The sequence below is a fragment of the Streptomyces africanus genome (assembly GCF_002150735.1).
Taxonomy (GTDB): domain Bacteria; phylum Actinomycetota; class Actinomycetes; order Streptomycetales; family Streptomycetaceae; genus Streptomyces; species Streptomyces africanus.
On the sequence record NZ_MUKA01000208.1, the window covers coordinates 1 to 18051 of the forward strand.

The window sequence follows — 18051 nt, forward strand, 5'->3', positions numbered from 1 at the left end:
GCCCCCTCCGGCACCCCGGCCAGATAAGCCCCCGGATCCCAGTCGTAGGACCGCCGCACCTCGACATACCCCGCCCAGGACAACCCCAGCGGCGTGTCCTCGGTGTACTTCATGTCGAGATACACCCGGTCGGCCGGAGACAGAATCAGCCCCGTACCACCCTGCGCGGCCTTCACCACCCGCGCCTTCTCCTCCGCACCGGTGCTGTCGAGCCCCCAGTACTGGACGAGCGCACCCGCCGCCGGTGTCGCACCGGTCAGCTGATGCCAGCCGACGACCGTCTTGCCGTACTCCGCGACGACCGGCTGCACCCGGTCCATGAACTTCACGTAGTCCTCATGACTGGTGGAGTCCGCCTCGTCGCCCCCGATGTGCAGATAACGCCCCGGCGTGAGCGCCGCGAGCTCCCGGACCACGTCCTCCACGAAGTCGTACGTGCTCTCCTCGCCGACGCACAGCGAGCTGAAGCCGACCTCGGTGCCGGTGTAGAGCGGAGGCGCGACGCCGTCGCAGTTCAGGCCGGCGTAGGAGGCGAGGGCCGCGTTGGTGTGGCCCGGCATGTCTGTCTCGGGGACGACCTCCAGGTAGCGGGAGGCGGCGTACCGCACGATCTCCTTGTACTGGGCCTTGGTGTAGTGGCCGCCGGGACCGCCGCCGACCTCCGTGGAGCCCCCGTACGTCGCGAGGCGCGGCCAGGCGTCGATGGCGATGCGCCAGCCCTGGTCGTCGCTCAGGTGCAGATGCAGCTTGTTGATCTTGTAGAGGGCGAGCTGGTCGATGAAGCGCTTGACCTGCTCGACGGTGAAGAAGTGCCGGGAGACGTCGAGCATGGCACCGCGCCAGCCGTAGCGCGGACGGTCCTGGACGGTGCCGCCGGCGATCAGCCAGGGGCCGGGCTGGACGGTGTCCTTCTCGACGGCCGCGGGGAGGAGCTGGCGCAGGGTCTGGACGCCGTGGAAGAGACCGGCGGGATGGGCCGCGGTGATGGTGACGCCGCCCCGGCCGCTGTCGAGGCGGTAGCCCTCGGCACCGAAGGGGCCCTGGGCGAGGCGCAGCCGGATGCCCCCGGCGCCCTGATCGGTGACCGGGAGGCGGTAGCCGGTCGAGGGCCGCAGGAGGGCCGCGAGGTACTCGGCGACGCGCCGCGCCTCGGGCGAGCCGTCGACGTGGATGTGCGTGCCGCGGGTGATGCGGTAGGGGGAGCCGCCCGGGGCGACCGAGGCGGGTGCGGGGATCACCCGGTCGAGCGGGGCGGGCGCTGCCGCCTGCGCGGGGGCGGCCCCGGTCATCGAGAGGCCCGTCCCGACCAGCAGCAGGGAACCGAGCAGGCGAAGCGTTCTGTGGCGCGGTCTCGCACGGCCGTCTCTCACAAGCGTGTCCCTTCCATGAGCCGGTTGAGCCCCAAGAGGTCTGGACCACTCTCTCGTGAGACCGGTGGAACAATCCACCCCATGGCGGAAATCATCCAGAAGGACGGCACATGGGCCTTCGACGGCGACGCCCTGCGGCTGACCCCGGGGCGGGACAGGAACATCAGTCTGCTGCGCAGGGAGCTGGGTGAACTGGTCGTCCCGCTGGGGGCGTTGGCCGGGATCTCCTTCGAGCAGGGCAAGAAGGCGGGGCGGCTCAGGCTCCGTCTGCGCGACGGCGCCGACCCGCTGCTGCATGCCACCGGCGGCCGGCTCACCGAGCCCCACGACCCGTACCAGCTGATCGTCGAGTCCGACCGCTACGGCGTCGCCGAGTACTTCACGGACGAGGTCCGGGGCGCCCTGCTCCTGGACCAGGTCCCCGCCGACCCGGTCGACACGTACCTGCTGCCGGGCCCCTCCGTCCCCCTGTCGGTCTCCGCCGGGGACGGCACCGCCGGCTTCGACGGCGAGCGCATACGCCTGGAGTGGAACTGGAAGACGGAGGACGCCAAGGCCGCCGCCGGTGCCCGCACGCTCCTGCTCGCCGACATCACGGACGTGGAGTGGCAGCCGGCGGCCGGCCTGGAGAACGGCTACCTCCGCTTCACCGTGCGCAACGCGCCCACCAAGGCCCCGCCCAAGTACGACCCCAACGCCGTGGAGCTGTGGGGCTTCAGGAAGGACCCGCTGATGGCGCTGGTCGCGGCGGCGGTCCAGGCCAGGCTTCCGCACCCGGCCCGGGCCGCCGCCGACGTCCCGGACGCGCGACCGGAACCGCCTTCTCCCCCGGTCGCGTCCGCCGAGGACGATCACGACGCCCTGCTGCGCCGCCTGCGCGAGCTCGGCGACCTGCACCGCACGGGCGTCCTGACGGACGACGAGTTCGCCCTGGCCAAGCAGGCGATCCTCAAGCGGATGTAGCACCCCGGGACACCCTCGGGCGCTACTTCGCCCGGCGCGCCACCGTGAAGTGGTCCACCTGGTCACCGGTCTCGGCGATGCCGCGCACCGTGAGCGTGGCCAGGTGCCCCTTCGGCGCGGGGGTGACGTCCACGCGCAGGAAGGAGTAGTCGAGGTAGCGCACCCGCGACCAGGTGACGGTCTCGTTCTGCTTGCCGCCCTTGACGTTGACGAACGAGGACACGGAGTCCACGTCGTGCTCGTTGCCCTCGTACGACAGCGGGGCGCTGAACGCGTAGAGGCTGCGGCCCGCCGCGCCGGCCGTCACGTACACGACGCCGTCGGTCTCCGGGTAGGCCGTGCCGCCGATCGGGAGCTTCCTGGTGACCTTGTCGCCCTTGATGACGTCGGTGCGCTCGTACTGGTGGTTGTGGCCGTTGATGACCAGGTCCACGGTGTACTTCTCGAACAGCGGCACCCACTCCTGCCGGACCCCGCCCTCGGAGGCGTGGGCGGTGGAGGTGCAGTAGGCGCAGTGGTGGAAGAACACGACGATGAAGTCGATGTCGGGCGCGGCCCGGTACTTCTTCAGCCGGTCCTCCAGCCACGTGGTCTGGGTGCCGCCCGAGATGCCCAGGTTCGCCGGGATCTCGAAGGAGATGTCGTTGGCGTCGAGCGAGATGACCGCCGTGTTGCCGTAGGCGAAGGAGTAGACGCCCGGGAGGTTCTTCTTGTCGGGGCCGTTGTCCGGGAGGGTCCAGCGGGCCTCCTCGCCTCCGTAGCCGTTAGGCGAGTACCAGGCCTCCATGTCGTGGTTGCCGTAGGCGGGCATCCACGGGACGGACTTGGCGACGGACTCGGTCTGCGCGAGGAACTGGTCCCACACGCGCGCGTCGAAGCCGGTGTCGTCGGTCCTGCCCTGGCCGGCCGGGTCGCCGTACGCGATGTCGCCGGCGTGCAGATGGAAGGCCGGGTTCTGGCCGAGGAGCAGGCTGTTGTTGGCGAGCGCGTGGTAGCTGACGCCCTCGTCGCCGAAGGCCGTGAAGGTGAACGGCGCCTTGTGCGCGGAGGCGGTGGTGAAGGTGCCGAGGGTGCCCAGCAGGTGCGGCTCGGCCGGGTCGAAGCCCTGGTGGCCGACGCCGTAGTAGTACGTCCGGCCCGGGCGCAGGTGGGTCAGCTTGGCGTGGACGTAGTACTGGGTGTGGTTGCCGCTCGCGCCGACACCGGCCGGTGTGAAGAGGGTGCGGACCTCGGCGTCGATCTTCCGGGAGAGGTCCGTGGGGTGGGCGCCGATCCGGATGAACGGCTTCTTGACGGCGACCGGGACCTGCCAGGAGACGGTCATCTCCGTGCGCGGGTCGGTGCCGTAGGCGAGGTGGCGGCCGAAGGGGGCCACATGGGCGCCGTCGACGCTCTCGGTGCCCGTCCGTCCGCTCGGGACGGCTGCCTGGGCGGTGGCGCCCGGCACGAACGCGCCACCGGTGACGGCGCCGAGCGTGACGGCACCGCCTCTGATCATCGTGCGCCGGGAGAATCTGGCGCGCAGGTACTCGTGCTGCTCGGCCATGCTCATGCGCTCGGCGAGCCGCTCGGGTACGCCCATACGAGGAATGTCCATGGCGTCCAAAAATCGACGCCTCGGGCAACGGGACACCGGCCGCCCGGTGGACGCTTCACGAACAGGCGCTCATGACAGGTTCAACGTTCCCCCAAGGGATCCCCACAGCCCTCTGCCCGAAAACGGGCAGAATTCTTGCGTAAGTGCCGCTGGTGCCTCAGGATCTACCGGGTGCACGACGAACTCGTTGATCATCTGACGCGGTCCACGCCCCTCAGCCGGGGCGAGGCGCTGCGCGTGATCCAGGACGTGCTCGCCTACTTCGACGAGACGACCGAGGAGTACGTCCGTCGCCGCCACCGCGAGCTCCAGGCCCAGGGCCTGATGAACGCGGCGATCTTCGAGCGGATCGAGGCGGATCTCAAATATCGCGCGGTGGCACCGCCGGAGCTCTCGCTCCGGCAGCTGCGGCGCATCGTCTACGGCTAGGAATGCGTATATATGTGCGGCATTGTCGGTTACATCGGGAAGCGTGACGTCGCTCCCCTCCTCCTGGAGGGCCTCCAGCGCCTGGAGTACCGCGGGTACGACTCCGCGGGCGTCGTCATCACGTCCCCGAAGGCCTCCGGCCTGAAGATGGTCAAGGCCAAGGGCCGCGTCCGCGACCTGGAGGCCAAGGTCCCGGCCCGCTTCAAGGGCACGACCGGCATCGCCCACACCCGCTGGGCCACCCACGGCGCCCCCTCCGACGTCAACGCCCACCCGCACCTCGACGCCGAGGGCAAGGTCGCCGTCGTCCACAACGGCATCATCGACAACGCCGCCGACCTGCGTCGCAAGCTGGAGGCGGACGGCGTCGAGTTCCTCTCCGAGACCGACACCGAGGTCCTCACCCACCTCATCGCCCGCTCCCAGGCGACGAAGCTGGAGGACAAGGTCCGCGAGACCCTCCGGCTCATCGAGGGCACCTACGGCATCGCCGTGCTGCACGCGGACTTCCCCGACCGGATCGTCGTCGCCCGCAACGGCTCCCCGGTCGTCCTCGGCATCGGTGAGAAGGAGATGTTCGTCGCCTCGGACATCGCCGCCCTGGTCGCCCACACCCGCCAGATCGTCACGCTGGACGACGGCGAGATGGCCACCCTGAAGGCCGACGACTTCCGCACGTACACCACGGAGGGCACGCGCACCACCGCGGAGCCCACCACCGTGGAGTGGGAGGCGGCCTCCTACGACATGGGCGGCCACGACACCTACATGCACAAGGAGATCCACGAGCAGGCCGAGGCCGTGGACCGCGTGCTGCGCGGCCGCATCGACGACCGCTTCTCCACCGTGCACCTGGGCGGCCTCAACCTCGACGCCCGCGAGGCCCGGCGCATCCGCCGCGTGAAGATCCTCGGCTGCGGCACCTCGTACCACGCGGGCATGATCGGCGCCCAGATGATCGAGGAGCTGGCGCGCATCCCCGCCGACGCCGAGCCGGCCTCCGAGTTCCGCTACCGCAACGCGGTCGTCGACCCCGACACCCTCTACATCGCCGTCTCCCAGTCCGGCGAGACCTACGACGTCCTCGCCGCCGTGCAGGAACTCAAGCGCAAGGGCGCACGGGTCCTGGGCGTGGTGAACGTGGTCGGCTCCGCGATCGCCCGCGAGGCCGACGGCGGCATCTACGTCCACGCGGGCCCGGAGGTCTGCGTCGTCTCCACGAAGTGCTTCACGAACACCACGGTGGCCTTCGCGCTCCTCGCCCTCCACCTCGGCCGCACCCGCGACCTCTCGGTCCGCGACGGCAAGCGGATCATCGAGGGCCTGCGCAAGCTGCCCGCCCAGATCGCCGAGATCATGGAGCACGAGGAGGACGTCAGGAAGCTGGCCCTGCAGTTCGCCGAGGCCCGCTCGATGCTCTTCATCGGCCGGGTGCGGGGCTACCCGGTGGCCCGCGAGGCCTCCCTGAAGCTCAAGGAGGTCTCCTACATCCACGCCGAGGCCTACCCCGCCTCCGAGCTCAAGCACGGCCCGCTGGCCCTGATCGAGCCGGCCCTCCCCACGGTCGCGATCGTCCCCGACGACGACCTCTTGGAGAAGAACCGCGCCGCCATGGAGGAGATCAAGGCCCGCAGCGGCAAGATCCTCGCGGTGGCCCACCAGCACCAGGAGAAGGCCGACGAAACCATCATCGTCCCGAAGAACGAGGACGAACTCGACCCCATCCTGCTGGGCATCCCCCTCCAACTCCTCGCGTACCACACGGCCCTGACCCTGGGCAGGGACATCGACAAGCCGAGGAACCTGGCCAAGTCAGTGACGGTTGAGTAGGGGTTTTTAGGGGCGCGGGGAACTGCGCGAGCAACCCCCACGCACCCGCACAGGCCAAACAAGAGGACGGACCCCCACATGCTGCCACCAGACACAGGGGGTCCGCCTCCATCGCCGGGAAGCCGCCCAACTCCCCAGCCGGCGCAGCTAACCGGTGGCCGTCACGCCCCGGCCCGCAGCGCGTCGCGGAACCGCCGTGGGCCAGTGCGCGAGCACCGCCGTGGCCGCGTACCAGGCAACGGCCCCCGCGGCCACGGCGAACCACCCGCCCGCCTTGGCGAGCCCGTCGTTACCGGCGAACTCGGCGATCGCCATGAGCAACAGGGCGACGAAGAACAGCCCGTGGACCACCTGACCGAGCTGCTCCCCGCCCGCAAGCGTCAGAGACAGCACCACGAGGGCGAACAACAGCAGGAAGAGCCCTGCCTCATTGCCGGAGGCACCCGCCGACACGGCCCAGGTGAACCACAGCGCCCCGAGCACCGAGAACGCCGTCCCGCCGGCGGTGTCCCCGTCCCGCAGGGCCAGCAACCCGGCGGCGAAGAGCGCGATGCCGCCCACGTACTGGGCGACTGACACGGCGTCGGCGGCTGACACCCCGTCGAGCACAGCGGCGTGCCCCAGCCCGAAGGCCAACAGGGTGATTGCGAGGGCGAGTCGACCGGCCACGGTCGTGATTCCGCTTCCCGCGGAGACGTCTTTGTCCACGGCGGGCTCCCTTCGTGCATGTGCAGTGGTGCGGTGTTCCGTATATGCCCTTCACAAGGGCACAAACACCTCTACGCACGAGTAGGTTTACGCACCGCACAGGGGCAGCAAGGGAGTTGACGCTCAGGCAATGCTCAGGCCATGCCAGGGAACGCTCAGGGAATGACGATGACGGGCCGCTGCGCCCGCTTGGCGAGCCGCCCGGCGACCGAGCCGAAGATCCGCCCGACGAGGCCGTGGGTCGACCCGACGACGATCGCGTCGGCCTCGTACTCCCGGCCGACCTCTTCGAGTTCGTGGCAGATGTCGCCGCCGCGCTCGACCAGGATCCAGGGCACCTCGGCGAGGTAGTCCGCACAGGCCAGCTCAAGACCGAGCACCTCGGTCCGGTGGTCCGGCACGTCCACGAACACCGGCGGCTCGCAGCCGGCCCACACCGTGGTCGGCAGCCGGTTGGCGACGTGGACGATGATCAGGCCCGACCCGGAGCGATGGGCCATGCCGATCGCGTACGCCAGGGCGCGCTCACTGGACGTGGAGCCGTCGAAGCCGACGACGACCCCGTGCTTGAAGGCGGGATCGCAGGAGTGGCGTGGCTCTTCCGCCGCCAGGGGCTCGGCCGCCGTGGGATCGGCGACGGGCCGCTTGCGGTCCGCGTGTTCGAAGAATTCGTGACCGGCCATGGCTGTCTCGGCGTTGTGATCCTTTATGGGAGGGACAACAGTGTGCGGCGGAGCTGTGTCCGGGAATGGTCTTCCCAACCCCATACCCCCAAGGGTACGGCGGCACGCCTCCTTAGCCCAGATCCCGCCCGCCGTGCGTGCGGGTTCCAGGGAGCATGCACGAGGCGGCGCCCGTAACGCAATGGTTGCTGCGCTGTACAGGCGGTTTGCACAGGATTCACTTACCCGTGGGGGTGATCGGGTCAGACAGTGACCTGCTCACCGGCCACGCGTTGAACCCCGTGAGTCACGCCACAGGGAGCACGCATGCCCGGACCCCGCCCCGCCTCCGAGGCGGACCGCGCGGCCCCGCCGCCGCGGGACACCGCGACGGACGTGGTTCGCTGGGCGGCCTTCAGCTGCCTGCTCGTCCCCCTCGTGCTCCTCGGGTACGGCGCCTCCCTGGCCGGCGCCGCCGGCACGGCCCTCGGACTCGCGGCCGTCACGGGCGCGTGCCGGGTCCTGCTGCGGCAGTCCGAGCGCGGGGCGGCCCGGCTGGCGGCCGAGGACCGGGCGCCCCATCGGGGCCGGCACCACCGCACCGGAACGGGGTCGCACCGCGGCGGACGGCACACTGGCGGGGATACACCGGTCGGCTGACCGGTTTCCGCGCACACGCACGCTGCTTTTCAGCCAACTTCCCGCACCTGTGCATCACCCTCCCTGACCACCCCCCAACCCCCGTTCGACCTGCACGGAAAGGGCCTCAGGGGTGCTGCGCACCCTACGCGGATTGGCCACTGCGACAAGGCGCACTTCCCTGCACGCCCCACGAGTGCAACGCTTCGTGATCGAATGCTTCACGCCAAGTTGCCAAGTCGACAATGTGCCGAGTGCCGAACCGGCCACTGCGGCGCGACGGGACACAGTAGATTCGATCTTGACTGTCTACGGCGGGGGACTCGTGCAGGACCGAGGGGAAACGTGCAGGAGCGACACAACCGAGGAGCCGCGACCACCGAGGGGGGCTTAGCAGTATGAGCCACGACTCCACTGCCGCGCCGGAAGCCGCAGCCCGGAAGCTTTCCGGGCGACGCCGCAAGGAGATCGTCGCGGTGCTGCTGTTCAGCGGCGGCCCCATCTTCGAGAGTTCCATACCTTTGTCGGTGTTCGGGATCGACCGCCAGGACGCCGGCGTGCCGCGCTACCGGCTGCTGGTGTGCGGCGGCGAGGACGGCCCGCTGCGGACCACAGGGGGCCTGGAACTCACCGCGCCACATGGCCTGGAAGCGATCTCACGCGCGGGCACGGTCGTCGTGCCGGCCTGGCGTTCGATCACTTCTCCGCCACCGGACGAGGCGCTCGACGCGCTGCGCCGGGCACACGAGGAGGGCGCCCGCATCGTCGGGCTGTGCACCGGCGCCTTCGTCCTGGCGGCGGCGGGCCTGCTGGACGGCCGGCCCGCGACGACACACTGGATGTACGCGCCGACGCTGGCGAAACGCTATCCGTCGGTGCACGTCGATCCGCGGGAGCTGTTCGTCGACGACGGCGACGTGCTGACGTCGGCAGGCACCGCCGCGGGCATCGACCTGTGCCTGCACATCGTGCGCACGGACCACGGCAACGAGGCGGCAGGGGCCCTGGCCCGGCGTCTCGTCGTGCCCCCGCGCCGAAGCGGCGGCCAGGAGCGCTATCTCGACAGGTCTTTACCCGAGGAGATCGGCGCCGACCCGCTCGCCGAGGTCGTCGCCTGGGCGCTGGAGCACCTCCACGAACAGTTCGACGTGGAGACGCTGGCGGCACGCGCGTACATGAGCCGTCGTACGTTCGACCGCCGCTTCCGCTCGCTGACCGGGAGCGCGCCGCTGCAGTGGCTGATCACGCAGCGGGTGCTCCAGGCGCAGCGCCTGCTGGAGACGTCGGACTACTCGGTGGACGAGGTGGCGGGGCGCTGCGGCTTCCGGTCGCCGGTCGCCCTGCGCGGGCACTTCCGCCGCCAGCTGGGCTCCTCGCCGGCCGCGTACCGGGCGGCCTACCGCGCCCGGCGCCCGCAGGGCGAGCGGCCGCAGGACACCGAGGCCGCCCAGGGCGGTCCGGGGTCCGGCGTGTCCGGGCACCCGGGGCATCCCGGCCAGCAGCCCGGCCCGCTGCATCCGGAGCACCCGGTCCCGCTCCAGTCCCGCCGTACGGCGGCGGCGAGCGCGGTCGGATCGTCCCCGGCCCTGTCCGCGTCGGCGTCGGCCGCGCCGGACAACGGGCGGGAGGCGTACGTGCCGAGCCGGGCGAGTCTGCCGGGGCAGCGCAGCGCGACGTGAGGTGACGTGAGCCGGTGACCGGGCCCGCGGGGAGATGACCCTCCGCGCGGGCCCGGTGCCGTTTCGCGGGGGGTGCGTACGGCGGCCACAAGGTCACGGCCACAAGGTCATGGCACGGCCGGTCCGGCCCGGGGCGGCTCACCGTAAGGTTAGACACATGAACGATCGCATGGTGTGGATCGACTGCGAGATGACCGGCCTCTCGCTGTCGGACGACGCGCTCATCGAGGTGGCCGCCCTCGTCACCGACTCCGAGCTGAACGTGCTCGGCGAGGGCGTGGACATCGTCATCCGGCCGCCGGACCGGGCGCTGGAGACGATGCCGGAGGTGGTGCGTCAGATGCACACCTCGTCCGGGCTGCTCGCCGAGTTGCCGGACGGCACGACGCTGAAGGACGCCGAGGAACAGGTCCTGACGTACGTCAGGGAACACGTCAAGGAGCCGGGCAAGGCCCCGCTGTGCGGCAACTCCGTCGGCACGGACCGCGGCTTCCTGCTGCGCGACATGCCGACGCTGGAGGACTACCTGCACTACCGGATCGTCGACGTGTCGTCGATCAAGGAGCTGGCCCGCCGGTGGTACCCGCGGGCGTACTTCAACAGCCCGCAGAAGAACGGCAACCACCGGGCGCTCGCCGACATCCGCGAGTCCATCGCGGAGCTGCGCTACTACCGCGAGGCCGTCTTCGTCCCGCAGCCCGGGCCCGACTCGGACACCGCGAAGAAGATCGCCGCGAAGCACGTGCTGCCCGCGCAGTAGCCGTGCCGGGGTCCCGCGGAGGGGCGCCGCGAAAGCCGGGCGCGAGCACCCCTTCGGACCCTGTACACTTTTTCTCGGCCGGTCGGGGACAGCACTGATCTCCAAGCCGGTCATGGTGGGTGTAGCTCAGCTGGTAGAGCACCTGGTTGTGGTCCAGGATGCCGCGGGTTCGAGTCCCGTCACTCACCCTGAGTAATCAGCCGGTGGCTTCGCGTAGAAGCCACCGGCTGATTGTCTTTTGCGCGCCGGTCCGGGGCCGGGCGGCAGCCGGGGTTACGGTCGGCGGCATGGACGGTGAGCGCCGAGGATGGCGTGCGTGCGTGCTCGGCGGGGCCGTGTTCGCCGTGTGCATGGCCGGTACCACGCTGCCGACTCCCCTCTATCCCCTTTACCAGGACAAGTTCGGGTTCTCCGAGCTGACGGTGACCGTGGTGTACGCCGTGTACGCCTTCGCGGTCATCGGGGTCCTGCTGCTGGTGGGCAACGCCTCGGACGCCGTGGGCAGACGCCCGGTGCTGCTGTGCGGGCTGGGCCTCGCGGCGGGGAGCGCCGTCTGTTTCCTGTGCGCCACCGGGCTGGGCTGGCTGTACGCGGGGCGGCTGCTGTCGGGACTGTCCGCCGGTCTGTTCACGGGGGCCGCCACGGCGTACGTGATGGAGCTCGCGCCGGAAGGCGGCGCCTCCCGGGCCACGTTCGTGGCGACGGCCGCCAACATGGGCGGGCTGGGCTGCGGGCCGCTCCTGTCCGGGGTGCTCGCCCAGTACGCCGACTGGCCGCTGTATCTGCCGTTCGTCACGCACCTGGTGCTGGTGGCGGGGTCGGCCGCCGTCCTGCTGCGGCTCGCGGAGACCGTACGGGAACGCAAGCCGCTGCGCACCGTACGGCCGCAGCGCCCCGCACTGCCCCCGCAGGTCCGGGCGGTGTTCGCCCCCGCGGCGATCGCCTCGTTCGCGGGGTTCGCCCTCTTCGGGGTGTTCACCTCGGTCAGCCCGGCATTCCTCGCCGAGTCCCTGCACGTGGACAACCACGCCGTGAGCGGGCTGGTCGTCGCGCTGGCCTTCTTCGCGTCGACGGCCGGGCAGCTGGCGGTCGGCGGGGTCGGGGTGCGGCGCTCCCTCCCGCTGGGCTGCGCCGGACTCCTCGCCGGGCTGGCGCTGCTCGCCGGCGCGCTGCGGTGGGACCTGATGTCCCTGGTGGTCCTGAGCGCACTCGTCGGCGGCTCCGGGCAGGGCCTGGCGTTCCGCGGCGCCCTGTCGGGGGTGGCCGGGGCAGCTCCCGAGCAACAGCGCGCGGCGGTGATCTCGACGCTCTTCGTGGTCGCCTACACGGGCATCTCGGTCCCGGTGATCGGCGTCGGCCTCCTGGCGGACCGGATCGGCCTGGAGGGCGCGGGCCTGGTCTTCATCGCGTGCATGGCGGTGCTGGTGTCGACGGCGGGCGTCTACCTGGTGCGGCGGCCGGCGAAGTAGCGGGGTTCGCGTTCACCGCAGTCACGCAGACCGCGGTGGGGTTCGACCACGTCAGAGCACCGCGCTCGCTGAGGGAGTCTCCCCGTCCTGCGCCTGCTGGGCGCGCTCGGCGAGCATCCGGGCGAGGGAGGTGAGGTCGGCAGGATCGAGTTCCCCACTGTCCGTCGCATACGTGACCCAGGCGACCACAGTTCCGACCCGCACACCGCACTCGGCCTGCTCTTTGTTCACGATGTTCTTCCGGAAGGCCACGCTCTCGTCCCCCAGGGGCTCGACGGACATCGAGTCGAAGATGTCTGACTGTCCGTCCTTGTCGGCGCGTATGTCGGCGAACCGCTGGGTGGCGTGGTCGTTCGAGTCATAGGCCTGGACGTAGAAGAAGGCGCCTCGCCACGCGTCCTCCTCCTCGAGCCTCACCGTGCCGGTGAACAACACCCCCTGGCAATCGGAACTGCAGTCCTCGGGCACACCCTCCTGGACGTCGGCGCTGTCCGTAATCTCCCAGGCCTCAGGCAGGCTGCCCACATCCGGGAGGACGGACCGCACAGTTGCCTCATCGCTCAGCGGTTCGGCGACCGCTCCGACATCGGTCCCCACCTCGCCGTCGCCCTCCGAACCGGGGGAGTCCGTGCCCGGGACGTCGGCGGACGGGCGCGTGCCCTGCGCATGGGCGTGCTGCCCCGGAGAGTCGTCGCCGGAGAAGAGCTGGACCCCGCCGTATACGCCCAGCCCGAGCAGCAGCACCACCAGGACTGCTCCCACGCCCAGGATCGCCCGACCACCTGGTGTGTTCTTGTTGATGGTCAGCGGGCCGATGGCGATGGCATTGCCGGACTGTCGCCCACCGGTGAAGACCACGCTGTGCGTGAAGTGCGCCGGGGCAGAAAGATGTATCTCCAGCCGCTGCCTCAACTGCGGATCCGCCTCGATCTCCTCCCGCAGTACGCCCTCCGCCGCCGACCGGGCTATGTCACTGTCCGGCTGGGCATCGAGTCCTTCGAGTGCCGTACGCCCTTGACCGGTACCGGAGAGACGCGTTCGCACCAGATCGCTGACAGCCGTGCCGGCACGTTCACCCACAGCCGTCGCTGCCCCGGTCGCGGCAGCGACGACCACCCCGACGGCTCTCACCGCGAGTTCTGAAGCCTCCATGACGCCCCCGTTTCCAGATTCATTTGTCTGTGGAAATCATCTTCTGCCATGGCATCGCACGGGTCACGACGGCTTTTGGTCTTGCCTCGGCGTTACCCCAGCGGATGCGTAGCTCAGACCGGGCCCGCATCACACCGCACGACGGGCCCGGTAAGACGGTGGATTTCGACGGCGTGACGGAGTTCGATCTACTGGAAGTAGACGGACAGGGCATCCGCCTTGCCCCGTCGGGTAGTTGGTGCCAGAGGCGTCCTTTGCCTCCATCTCCCGCAGTGAATGGCCTCGCCCACCGGACGCACGTACGGCTCCGTCCGAGCAGCCACCTCGGCGATGTCCAGCAGTTTGATGCGGCGTCACGACGACGACCGGGGCACCAGTTCCGTCGCCAGGACCACCTGCCGTCGGTCCAGTCCCCGGGACGCCAGCGGGCGGCGGTCGGCGACCTCCGTGAGGAGGAGGTCGATCATCCGGCGGCCCATCTCCTCGATGGGCTGGCGGACGCTGGTGAGGGGCGGTTCCATGTGGCGGGCGATGGCGGAGTCGTCGTAGCCGACGAGCGCCACGTCGTCGGGGATGCGGCGCCCCGCCTCGCGCAGCGCGTGGCGGGCGCCGGCGGCGGTGACGTCGGAGGCGGCGAAGACCGCGTCCAGGTCGGGCCGGCGCTCCAGCAGGGCCGCCATGGCGCGGCTGCCGCCCTCCTCCGTGAAGTCACCCGGCTCGATCAGTGCCTCGTCCGCCCCGTGGCCCGCGTCGCTCAGCGCGTCGCGGTAGCCGTCGACGCGGCGCTGGGCGCCGTAGACGTCGAGGCGGCCGGTGATGTGGGCCACCCGGCGGCGGCCGCGGGACAGCAGGTGCTCGACGGCCTGGCGGGCGCCGCCGTAGTTGTCCGAGTCGACCGACGCCAGTGTCTCCTGCGCCGATCGCGGGCCGCTGATCACCGCCGGGATGTCCAGCTGGGACAGCAGGTCGGGCAGCGGATCGTCCGCGTGGACCGAGACCAGCAGGACGCCGTCCACCCGGTGGGCGGCCAGGTACTGGGCGAGACGGCGGCGTTCCTTGTCGCTGCCCGCGAAGATCAGCAGGAGCTGCATCTCCGTGTCGGACAACTCCGCCCCGACGCCCTTCAGCATGTCCGAGAAGTACGGCTCCGCGAAGAACCGGGTCTCCGGCTCGGGCACGACCAGGGCGATCGCGTCCGTGCGGTTGGCGGCCAGGGCGCGGGCCGCGGTGTTCGGGACGTAGCCGAGCTCGGCGACCGCCGCCTCCACGGCCGCGCGGGTCGCGTCGCTGACCCGGGGCGAGCCGTTGATCACCCGGGACACCGTGCCGCGGCCGACACCGGCGCGCGCCGCCACCTCTTCGAGGGTGGGCCGGCCACCGCTTCGGCCCCGCGCTCCGTGGCTTGCCATGGGCTCCGCCTTCCCGTCCACACCCGCACTCTGCGGCTGGCCTGGAATTTAACAGGCTCGTCAGCTGTAGTGACCGCCACCGGGGCCCGCCGCCCCCGGCCTTCCGCTTAGGACCCGCCCTCGGCCCGCGGGCCGGTACGACTGGCTCGATATCGCCGTCCGTGGCCGCAAGGGACCGCGGCCCCGGTCCAGTTAACAGCCCGATAACTGAACGCATCTCTCGCTGTCCGGTCCCTTGACACCCCCGCCCCGACCGGAGAACCTTCAACACATCACTGGTGGGAGCGCTCCCACAGTACCTGACACATACACAACCCGCACGTTCCCCGCCCGAGCCGCAGCGAGTGAAAACGGGTCCAACCATGCAGTTGGCCGGGGGGTCGGCACGTCAGGGCAACAGGAGGACGACATGCGAGCACGCATCCGAACCGCCCGCAAGGCGATGGTCCTCGCGGCCGTCGCGTCGCTGGGCGCCGGGCTGCTGGCCGGCTGTGCCGACGACGGCGGCGACGACAACTCCGGCTCGTCGGACGGTGACGGCAAGGGCAAGACGACGATCTCGGTGGGGCTCTTCGGCACGATGGGCTTCAAGGAAGCCGGCCTCTACGCCGAGTACGAGAAGCTCAACCCGAACATCAAGATCGAACAGAACGTCGTCGAGCGGAACGAGAACTACTACCCGGCGCTGCTGAACCACCTCACCACCAACAGCGGTCTGCTGGACGTCCAGGCCGTCGAAGTGGCCAACATCGCCGAGGTCACGGCCACCCAGGCCGACAAGCTCGAGGACATGTCCAAGGTCTCGGGCGTGGACAAGAGCAAGTGGCTGGGCTGGAAGTGGCAGCAGGCCACCACCAAGGACGGCAAGACGATCGGACTCGGCACCGACGTCGGCCCGATGGCCATCTGTTACCGCACGGACCTCTTCAAGCAGGCCGGTCTGCCCACCGACCCGGCCGAGGTGGGCAAGCTGTGGGCCGGCGACTGGGCCAAGCTCGTCCAGGTCGGCGAGCGCTACAAGGCGAAGGCCCCCAAGGGCACCTTCTTCATGGACTCCCCCGGCGGTCTGATCCAGGCGATCCTGGGCAGCGAGGAGAAGAAGTTCTACGACACCTCCGGGAACGTCATCTACAAGACGAACCCGGCCGTGAAGGCCGCCTTCGACCTGACCGCTCAGGCCGCCCAGAAGGGCCTCGTCCAGTCGCAGACGCAGTTCCAGCCGGCCTGGAACTCCACGATCGCCAACAACAAGTTCGCCGCCATCGCCTGCCCGCCGTGGATGCTGGGCACGATCAAGGGCAACTCGAAGCCGGACGCGGCCGGCAAGTGGGCCGTGGCCACCGCGCCCAAGGGCGCCAACTGGGGCGGCACCTTCCTCACCGTGCCGAAGAGCGGCAAGAACGTGAAGGAAGCGCAGAAGTTCGTGACCTGGCTGACCGCGCCGGAGCAGCAGGCGAAGCTGTTCAAGGTGCAGGCCAGCTTCCCGAGCGCCCCGTCCACCTACACCATGCCCGAAGTGACCGGCGCGACGAACGAGATGACCGGTGACCAGAAGATCGGCCCGATCTTCGCGGAGGCCGCCAAGGCCGCCCCGGTCCAGGTGATCGGCCCGAAGGACCAGATCATCATGCAGGGCCTGACGGACAACGGCGTGATCCTGGCGACGAAGGGCAAGTCGGCCAAGGAGGCCTGGGACTCCGCGATCAAGACCATCGACAACAAGCTGGACCAGTGACCCGTATGGCCACCCGCCACGACACCGCCGCGCCCCCCGCCGAGGGGGGCGCGGCCCCGGGCCGCCCGCCCGGGGACCCCGTGTCCCTGGAGAAGGAGCGGCGGCGCCGGGACCGGCTGTCCCGCCGCTGGCAGCGGGACATCCGCTGGAGCCCGTACGCCTTCGTCTCGCCGTTCTTCCTGCTGTTCATCGCGTTCGGCCTGTTCCCGCTGATCTACACGGGCTGGGCCTCGCTGCACCAGGTGGAGCTGACCGCGCCGACCGACATGAACTGGGTCGGGCTGCGCAACTACACCCGGATCTTCGACGACGAGTTCTTCTGGAACGCGGCGAAGAACACCCTGACCATCGGCATCATCTCCACCGTTCCGCAGCTGCTGATGGCGATGGGCATCGCCCACATCCTCAACTACAAGCTGCGGGCCTCGACCTTCTTCCGGGTCGCGATGCTCGCCCCGTACGCGACGTCGATCGCCGCCGCCTCGCTGGTGTTCGTGCTGCTCTTCGGCCGTGACTACGGCATGATCAACTGGGCGCTCGACATGGTCGGCATCAACCCGGTCGACTGGCAGAACGACAAGTGGTTCTCGCAGATCGCCGTCTCCTCGATCATCATCTGGCGCTGGACCGGCTACAACGCGCTGATCTACCTGGCCGCGATGCAGGCGATCCCGCAGGACCTGTACGAGTCGGCGGCGCTGGACGGGGCCAACCGCTGGCAGCAGTTCATCCATGTGACGCTGCCGGCGCTGCGCCCGACGATCCTGTTCACCTGTGTCGTGTCGACGATCGGCGCGAGCCAGGTCTTCGGCGAGCCGCTGCTGTTCGACGCCAACAAGGGCACCTCCGGCGGCGCGGAGCACCAGTTCCAGACGCTCGGTCTGTATCTGTACGAGCAGGGCTGGGTCGCCCAGCACCTGGGCCGTGCCTCGGCGATCGCCTGGACGATGTTCCTCATGCTGATCGTCATCGGCATCGTCAACTACGTCATCTCGCGCCGGCTGCGCGCCAGTAGTTAGGAGTTCGGCCGTGACGACGACTGTGACGCCCCAGGACGCCCCGCCGCCCGGCGCGGCGCCCGCGAAGGAGTCCAAACGCCCCCGCCTGCCGAAGTCCGCGCGGGCCGGCGGGACGTTGCACGGCGGTCCGATCGCGTACGCGATCCTCATCGTGTTCACGATCGTCTCGCTGTTCCCGCTGGTGTGGACGGCGATCGCCGCCTCGCGTGACAACCAGCGGCTCGCGCAGACGCCGCCGCCGTTCTGGTTCGGCTCGGGTCTGTTCGACAAGCTGGAGATCGCCTGGAAGGACGCCAATCTGGGTGAGGCGTTCCTCAACACCACGATCGTGGCCGGGGTTTCGGCGGCGACCATCGTCTTCCTGTCGACGATCGCCGGTTTCGCCTTCGCCAAGCTGCGGTTCAGGGGCCGTGGCGCGCTGATGCTGATCGTGATCGGCACGATGATGGTGCCGCCGCAGCTGAGCGTGATCCCGCTGTACATGATGGTCGCCAAGCTCGACTGGACGGACCAGTTGCAGGCGGTGATCCTGCCGTCGCTGGTGAGCGCGTTCGGTGTGTTCTTCATGCGGCAGTACCTGATCCAGGCGCTGCCGGACGAGATCATCGAGGCCGCCCGGGTCGACGGGGC

Annotated in this window: 16 protein-coding genes and 1 tRNA gene; 11 read left to right on the plus strand and 6 right to left on the minus strand. The window is 70.0% G+C overall.

Features of this window, described 5'->3' with window-relative positions; translation table 11 throughout:
• Window positions 1–1289: beta-N-acetylhexosaminidase (locus tag CCL05_RS24185; protein ID WP_107400509.1), on the minus strand; the 1289-nt coding region annotated here is incomplete at its 3' end.
• Between the two features lie 162 nt (window positions 1290–1451).
• On the opposite strand from CCL05_RS24185, the gene CCL05_RS24190 reads away from it, so the two are divergent.
• Window positions 1452–2333 carry a DUF4429 domain-containing protein gene (locus CCL05_RS24190; protein ID WP_086562587.1) on the plus strand — a complete coding sequence of 294 codons (882 nt, stop codon included), beginning with the start codon at window positions 1452–1454 and terminating at the stop codon, window positions 2331–2333.
• Between the two features lie 22 nt (window positions 2334–2355).
• Here CCL05_RS24190 and CCL05_RS24195 read toward each other — a convergent pair whose 3' ends face one another.
• Window positions 2356–3915, minus strand: coding sequence for a purple acid phosphatase family protein (locus CCL05_RS24195; RefSeq protein ID WP_208641608.1), 1560 nt, complete (start codon window positions 3913–3915; stop codon window positions 2356–2358).
• A 186-nt stretch (window positions 3916–4101) separates the two neighbouring features.
• Here CCL05_RS24195 and CCL05_RS24200 point away from each other — a divergent pair, with 186 nt between their 5' ends.
• Window positions 4102–4359 carry a hypothetical protein gene (locus CCL05_RS24200; protein WP_086562589.1) on the plus strand — a complete coding sequence of 86 codons (258 nt, stop codon included), beginning with the start codon at window positions 4102–4104 and terminating at the stop codon, window positions 4357–4359.
• Between the two features lie 12 nt (window positions 4360–4371).
• A complete protein-coding gene (gene glmS, locus CCL05_RS24205) occupies window positions 4372–6189 on the plus strand; it encodes a glutamine--fructose-6-phosphate transaminase (isomerizing) (RefSeq protein WP_086562590.1) in 1818 nt (605 codons plus the stop codon).
• Window positions 6190–6336: 147 nt separating this feature from the next.
• Here glmS and CCL05_RS24210 read toward each other — a convergent pair whose 3' ends face one another.
• Both CCL05_RS24210 and CCL05_RS24215 read right to left on the minus strand, forming a co-directional pair.
• Window positions 6337–6897: a GPR1/FUN34/YaaH family transporter gene (locus tag CCL05_RS24210; protein WP_086562591.1), complete on the minus strand. Its 561-nt coding sequence runs from the start codon at window positions 6895–6897 to the stop codon at window positions 6337–6339.
• Window positions 6898–7052: 155 nt separating this feature from the next.
• Window positions 7053–7580: a universal stress protein gene (locus CCL05_RS24215; RefSeq protein ID WP_086562592.1), complete on the minus strand. Its 528-nt coding sequence runs from the start codon at window positions 7578–7580 to the stop codon at window positions 7053–7055.
• A 306-nt stretch (window positions 7581–7886) separates the two neighbouring features.
• On the opposite strand from CCL05_RS24215, the gene CCL05_RS24220 reads away from it, so the two are divergent.
• The 5 genes from CCL05_RS24220 (at window position 7887) to CCL05_RS24240 (ending at window position 12106) form a co-directional block, all read left to right on the plus strand.
• Complete coding sequence (locus CCL05_RS24220; protein ID WP_086562593.1) at window positions 7887–8219, plus strand: hypothetical protein; 333 nt, start codon at window positions 7887–7889, stop codon at window positions 8217–8219.
• 377 nt (window positions 8220–8596) lie between these two features.
• Window positions 8597–9877 (plus strand): helix-turn-helix domain-containing protein, encoded by a 1281-nt coding sequence (locus CCL05_RS24225; protein WP_086562594.1) that lies wholly within the window; start codon window positions 8597–8599, stop codon window positions 9875–9877.
• A 157-nt stretch (window positions 9878–10034) separates the two neighbouring features.
• Window positions 10035–10637, plus strand: a complete 603-nt coding sequence (orn, locus tag CCL05_RS24230) for an oligoribonuclease (protein ID WP_037673934.1) — start codon at window positions 10035–10037, stop codon at window positions 10635–10637.
• 115 nt (window positions 10638–10752) lie between these two features.
• Window positions 10753–10825: transfer RNA gene (locus tag CCL05_RS24235), tRNA-His, on the plus strand.
• Window positions 10826–10924: 99 nt separating this feature from the next.
• Window positions 10925–12106, plus strand: a complete 1182-nt coding sequence (locus tag CCL05_RS24240; protein WP_086562595.1) for an MFS transporter — start codon at window positions 10925–10927, stop codon at window positions 12104–12106.
• 51 nt (window positions 12107–12157) lie between these two features.
• Here the strand turns inward: CCL05_RS24240 and CCL05_RS24245 are convergent, their stop codons facing one another.
• Both CCL05_RS24245 and CCL05_RS24250 read right to left on the minus strand, forming a co-directional pair.
• Window positions 12158–13258, minus strand: coding sequence for a hypothetical protein (locus tag CCL05_RS24245; protein ID WP_086562596.1), 1101 nt, complete (start codon window positions 13256–13258; stop codon window positions 12158–12160).
• A gap of 353 nt (window positions 13259–13611) precedes the next feature.
• Window positions 13612–14667: a LacI family DNA-binding transcriptional regulator gene (locus CCL05_RS24250; RefSeq protein ID WP_086562597.1), complete on the minus strand. Its 1056-nt coding sequence runs from the start codon at window positions 14665–14667 to the stop codon at window positions 13612–13614.
• A 409-nt stretch (window positions 14668–15076) separates the two neighbouring features.
• Here CCL05_RS24250 and CCL05_RS24255 point away from each other — a divergent pair, with 409 nt between their 5' ends.
• The 3 genes from CCL05_RS24255 to CCL05_RS24265 all read left to right on the plus strand — a co-directional run.
• On the plus strand, window positions 15077–16402 hold the full coding sequence (locus CCL05_RS24255) for an ABC transporter substrate-binding protein (protein ID WP_086562598.1): 1326 nt from the start codon (window positions 15077–15079) through the stop codon (window positions 16400–16402).
• A 5-nt stretch (window positions 16403–16407) separates the two neighbouring features.
• A complete protein-coding gene (locus CCL05_RS24260; protein ID WP_086562599.1) occupies window positions 16408–17421 on the plus strand; it encodes a carbohydrate ABC transporter permease in 1014 nt (337 codons plus the stop codon).
• 10 nt (window positions 17422–17431) lie between these two features.
• A partial coding sequence (locus CCL05_RS24265) for a carbohydrate ABC transporter permease (RefSeq protein ID WP_086562600.1) occupies window positions 17432–18051 on the plus strand: 620 nt, incomplete at its 3' end.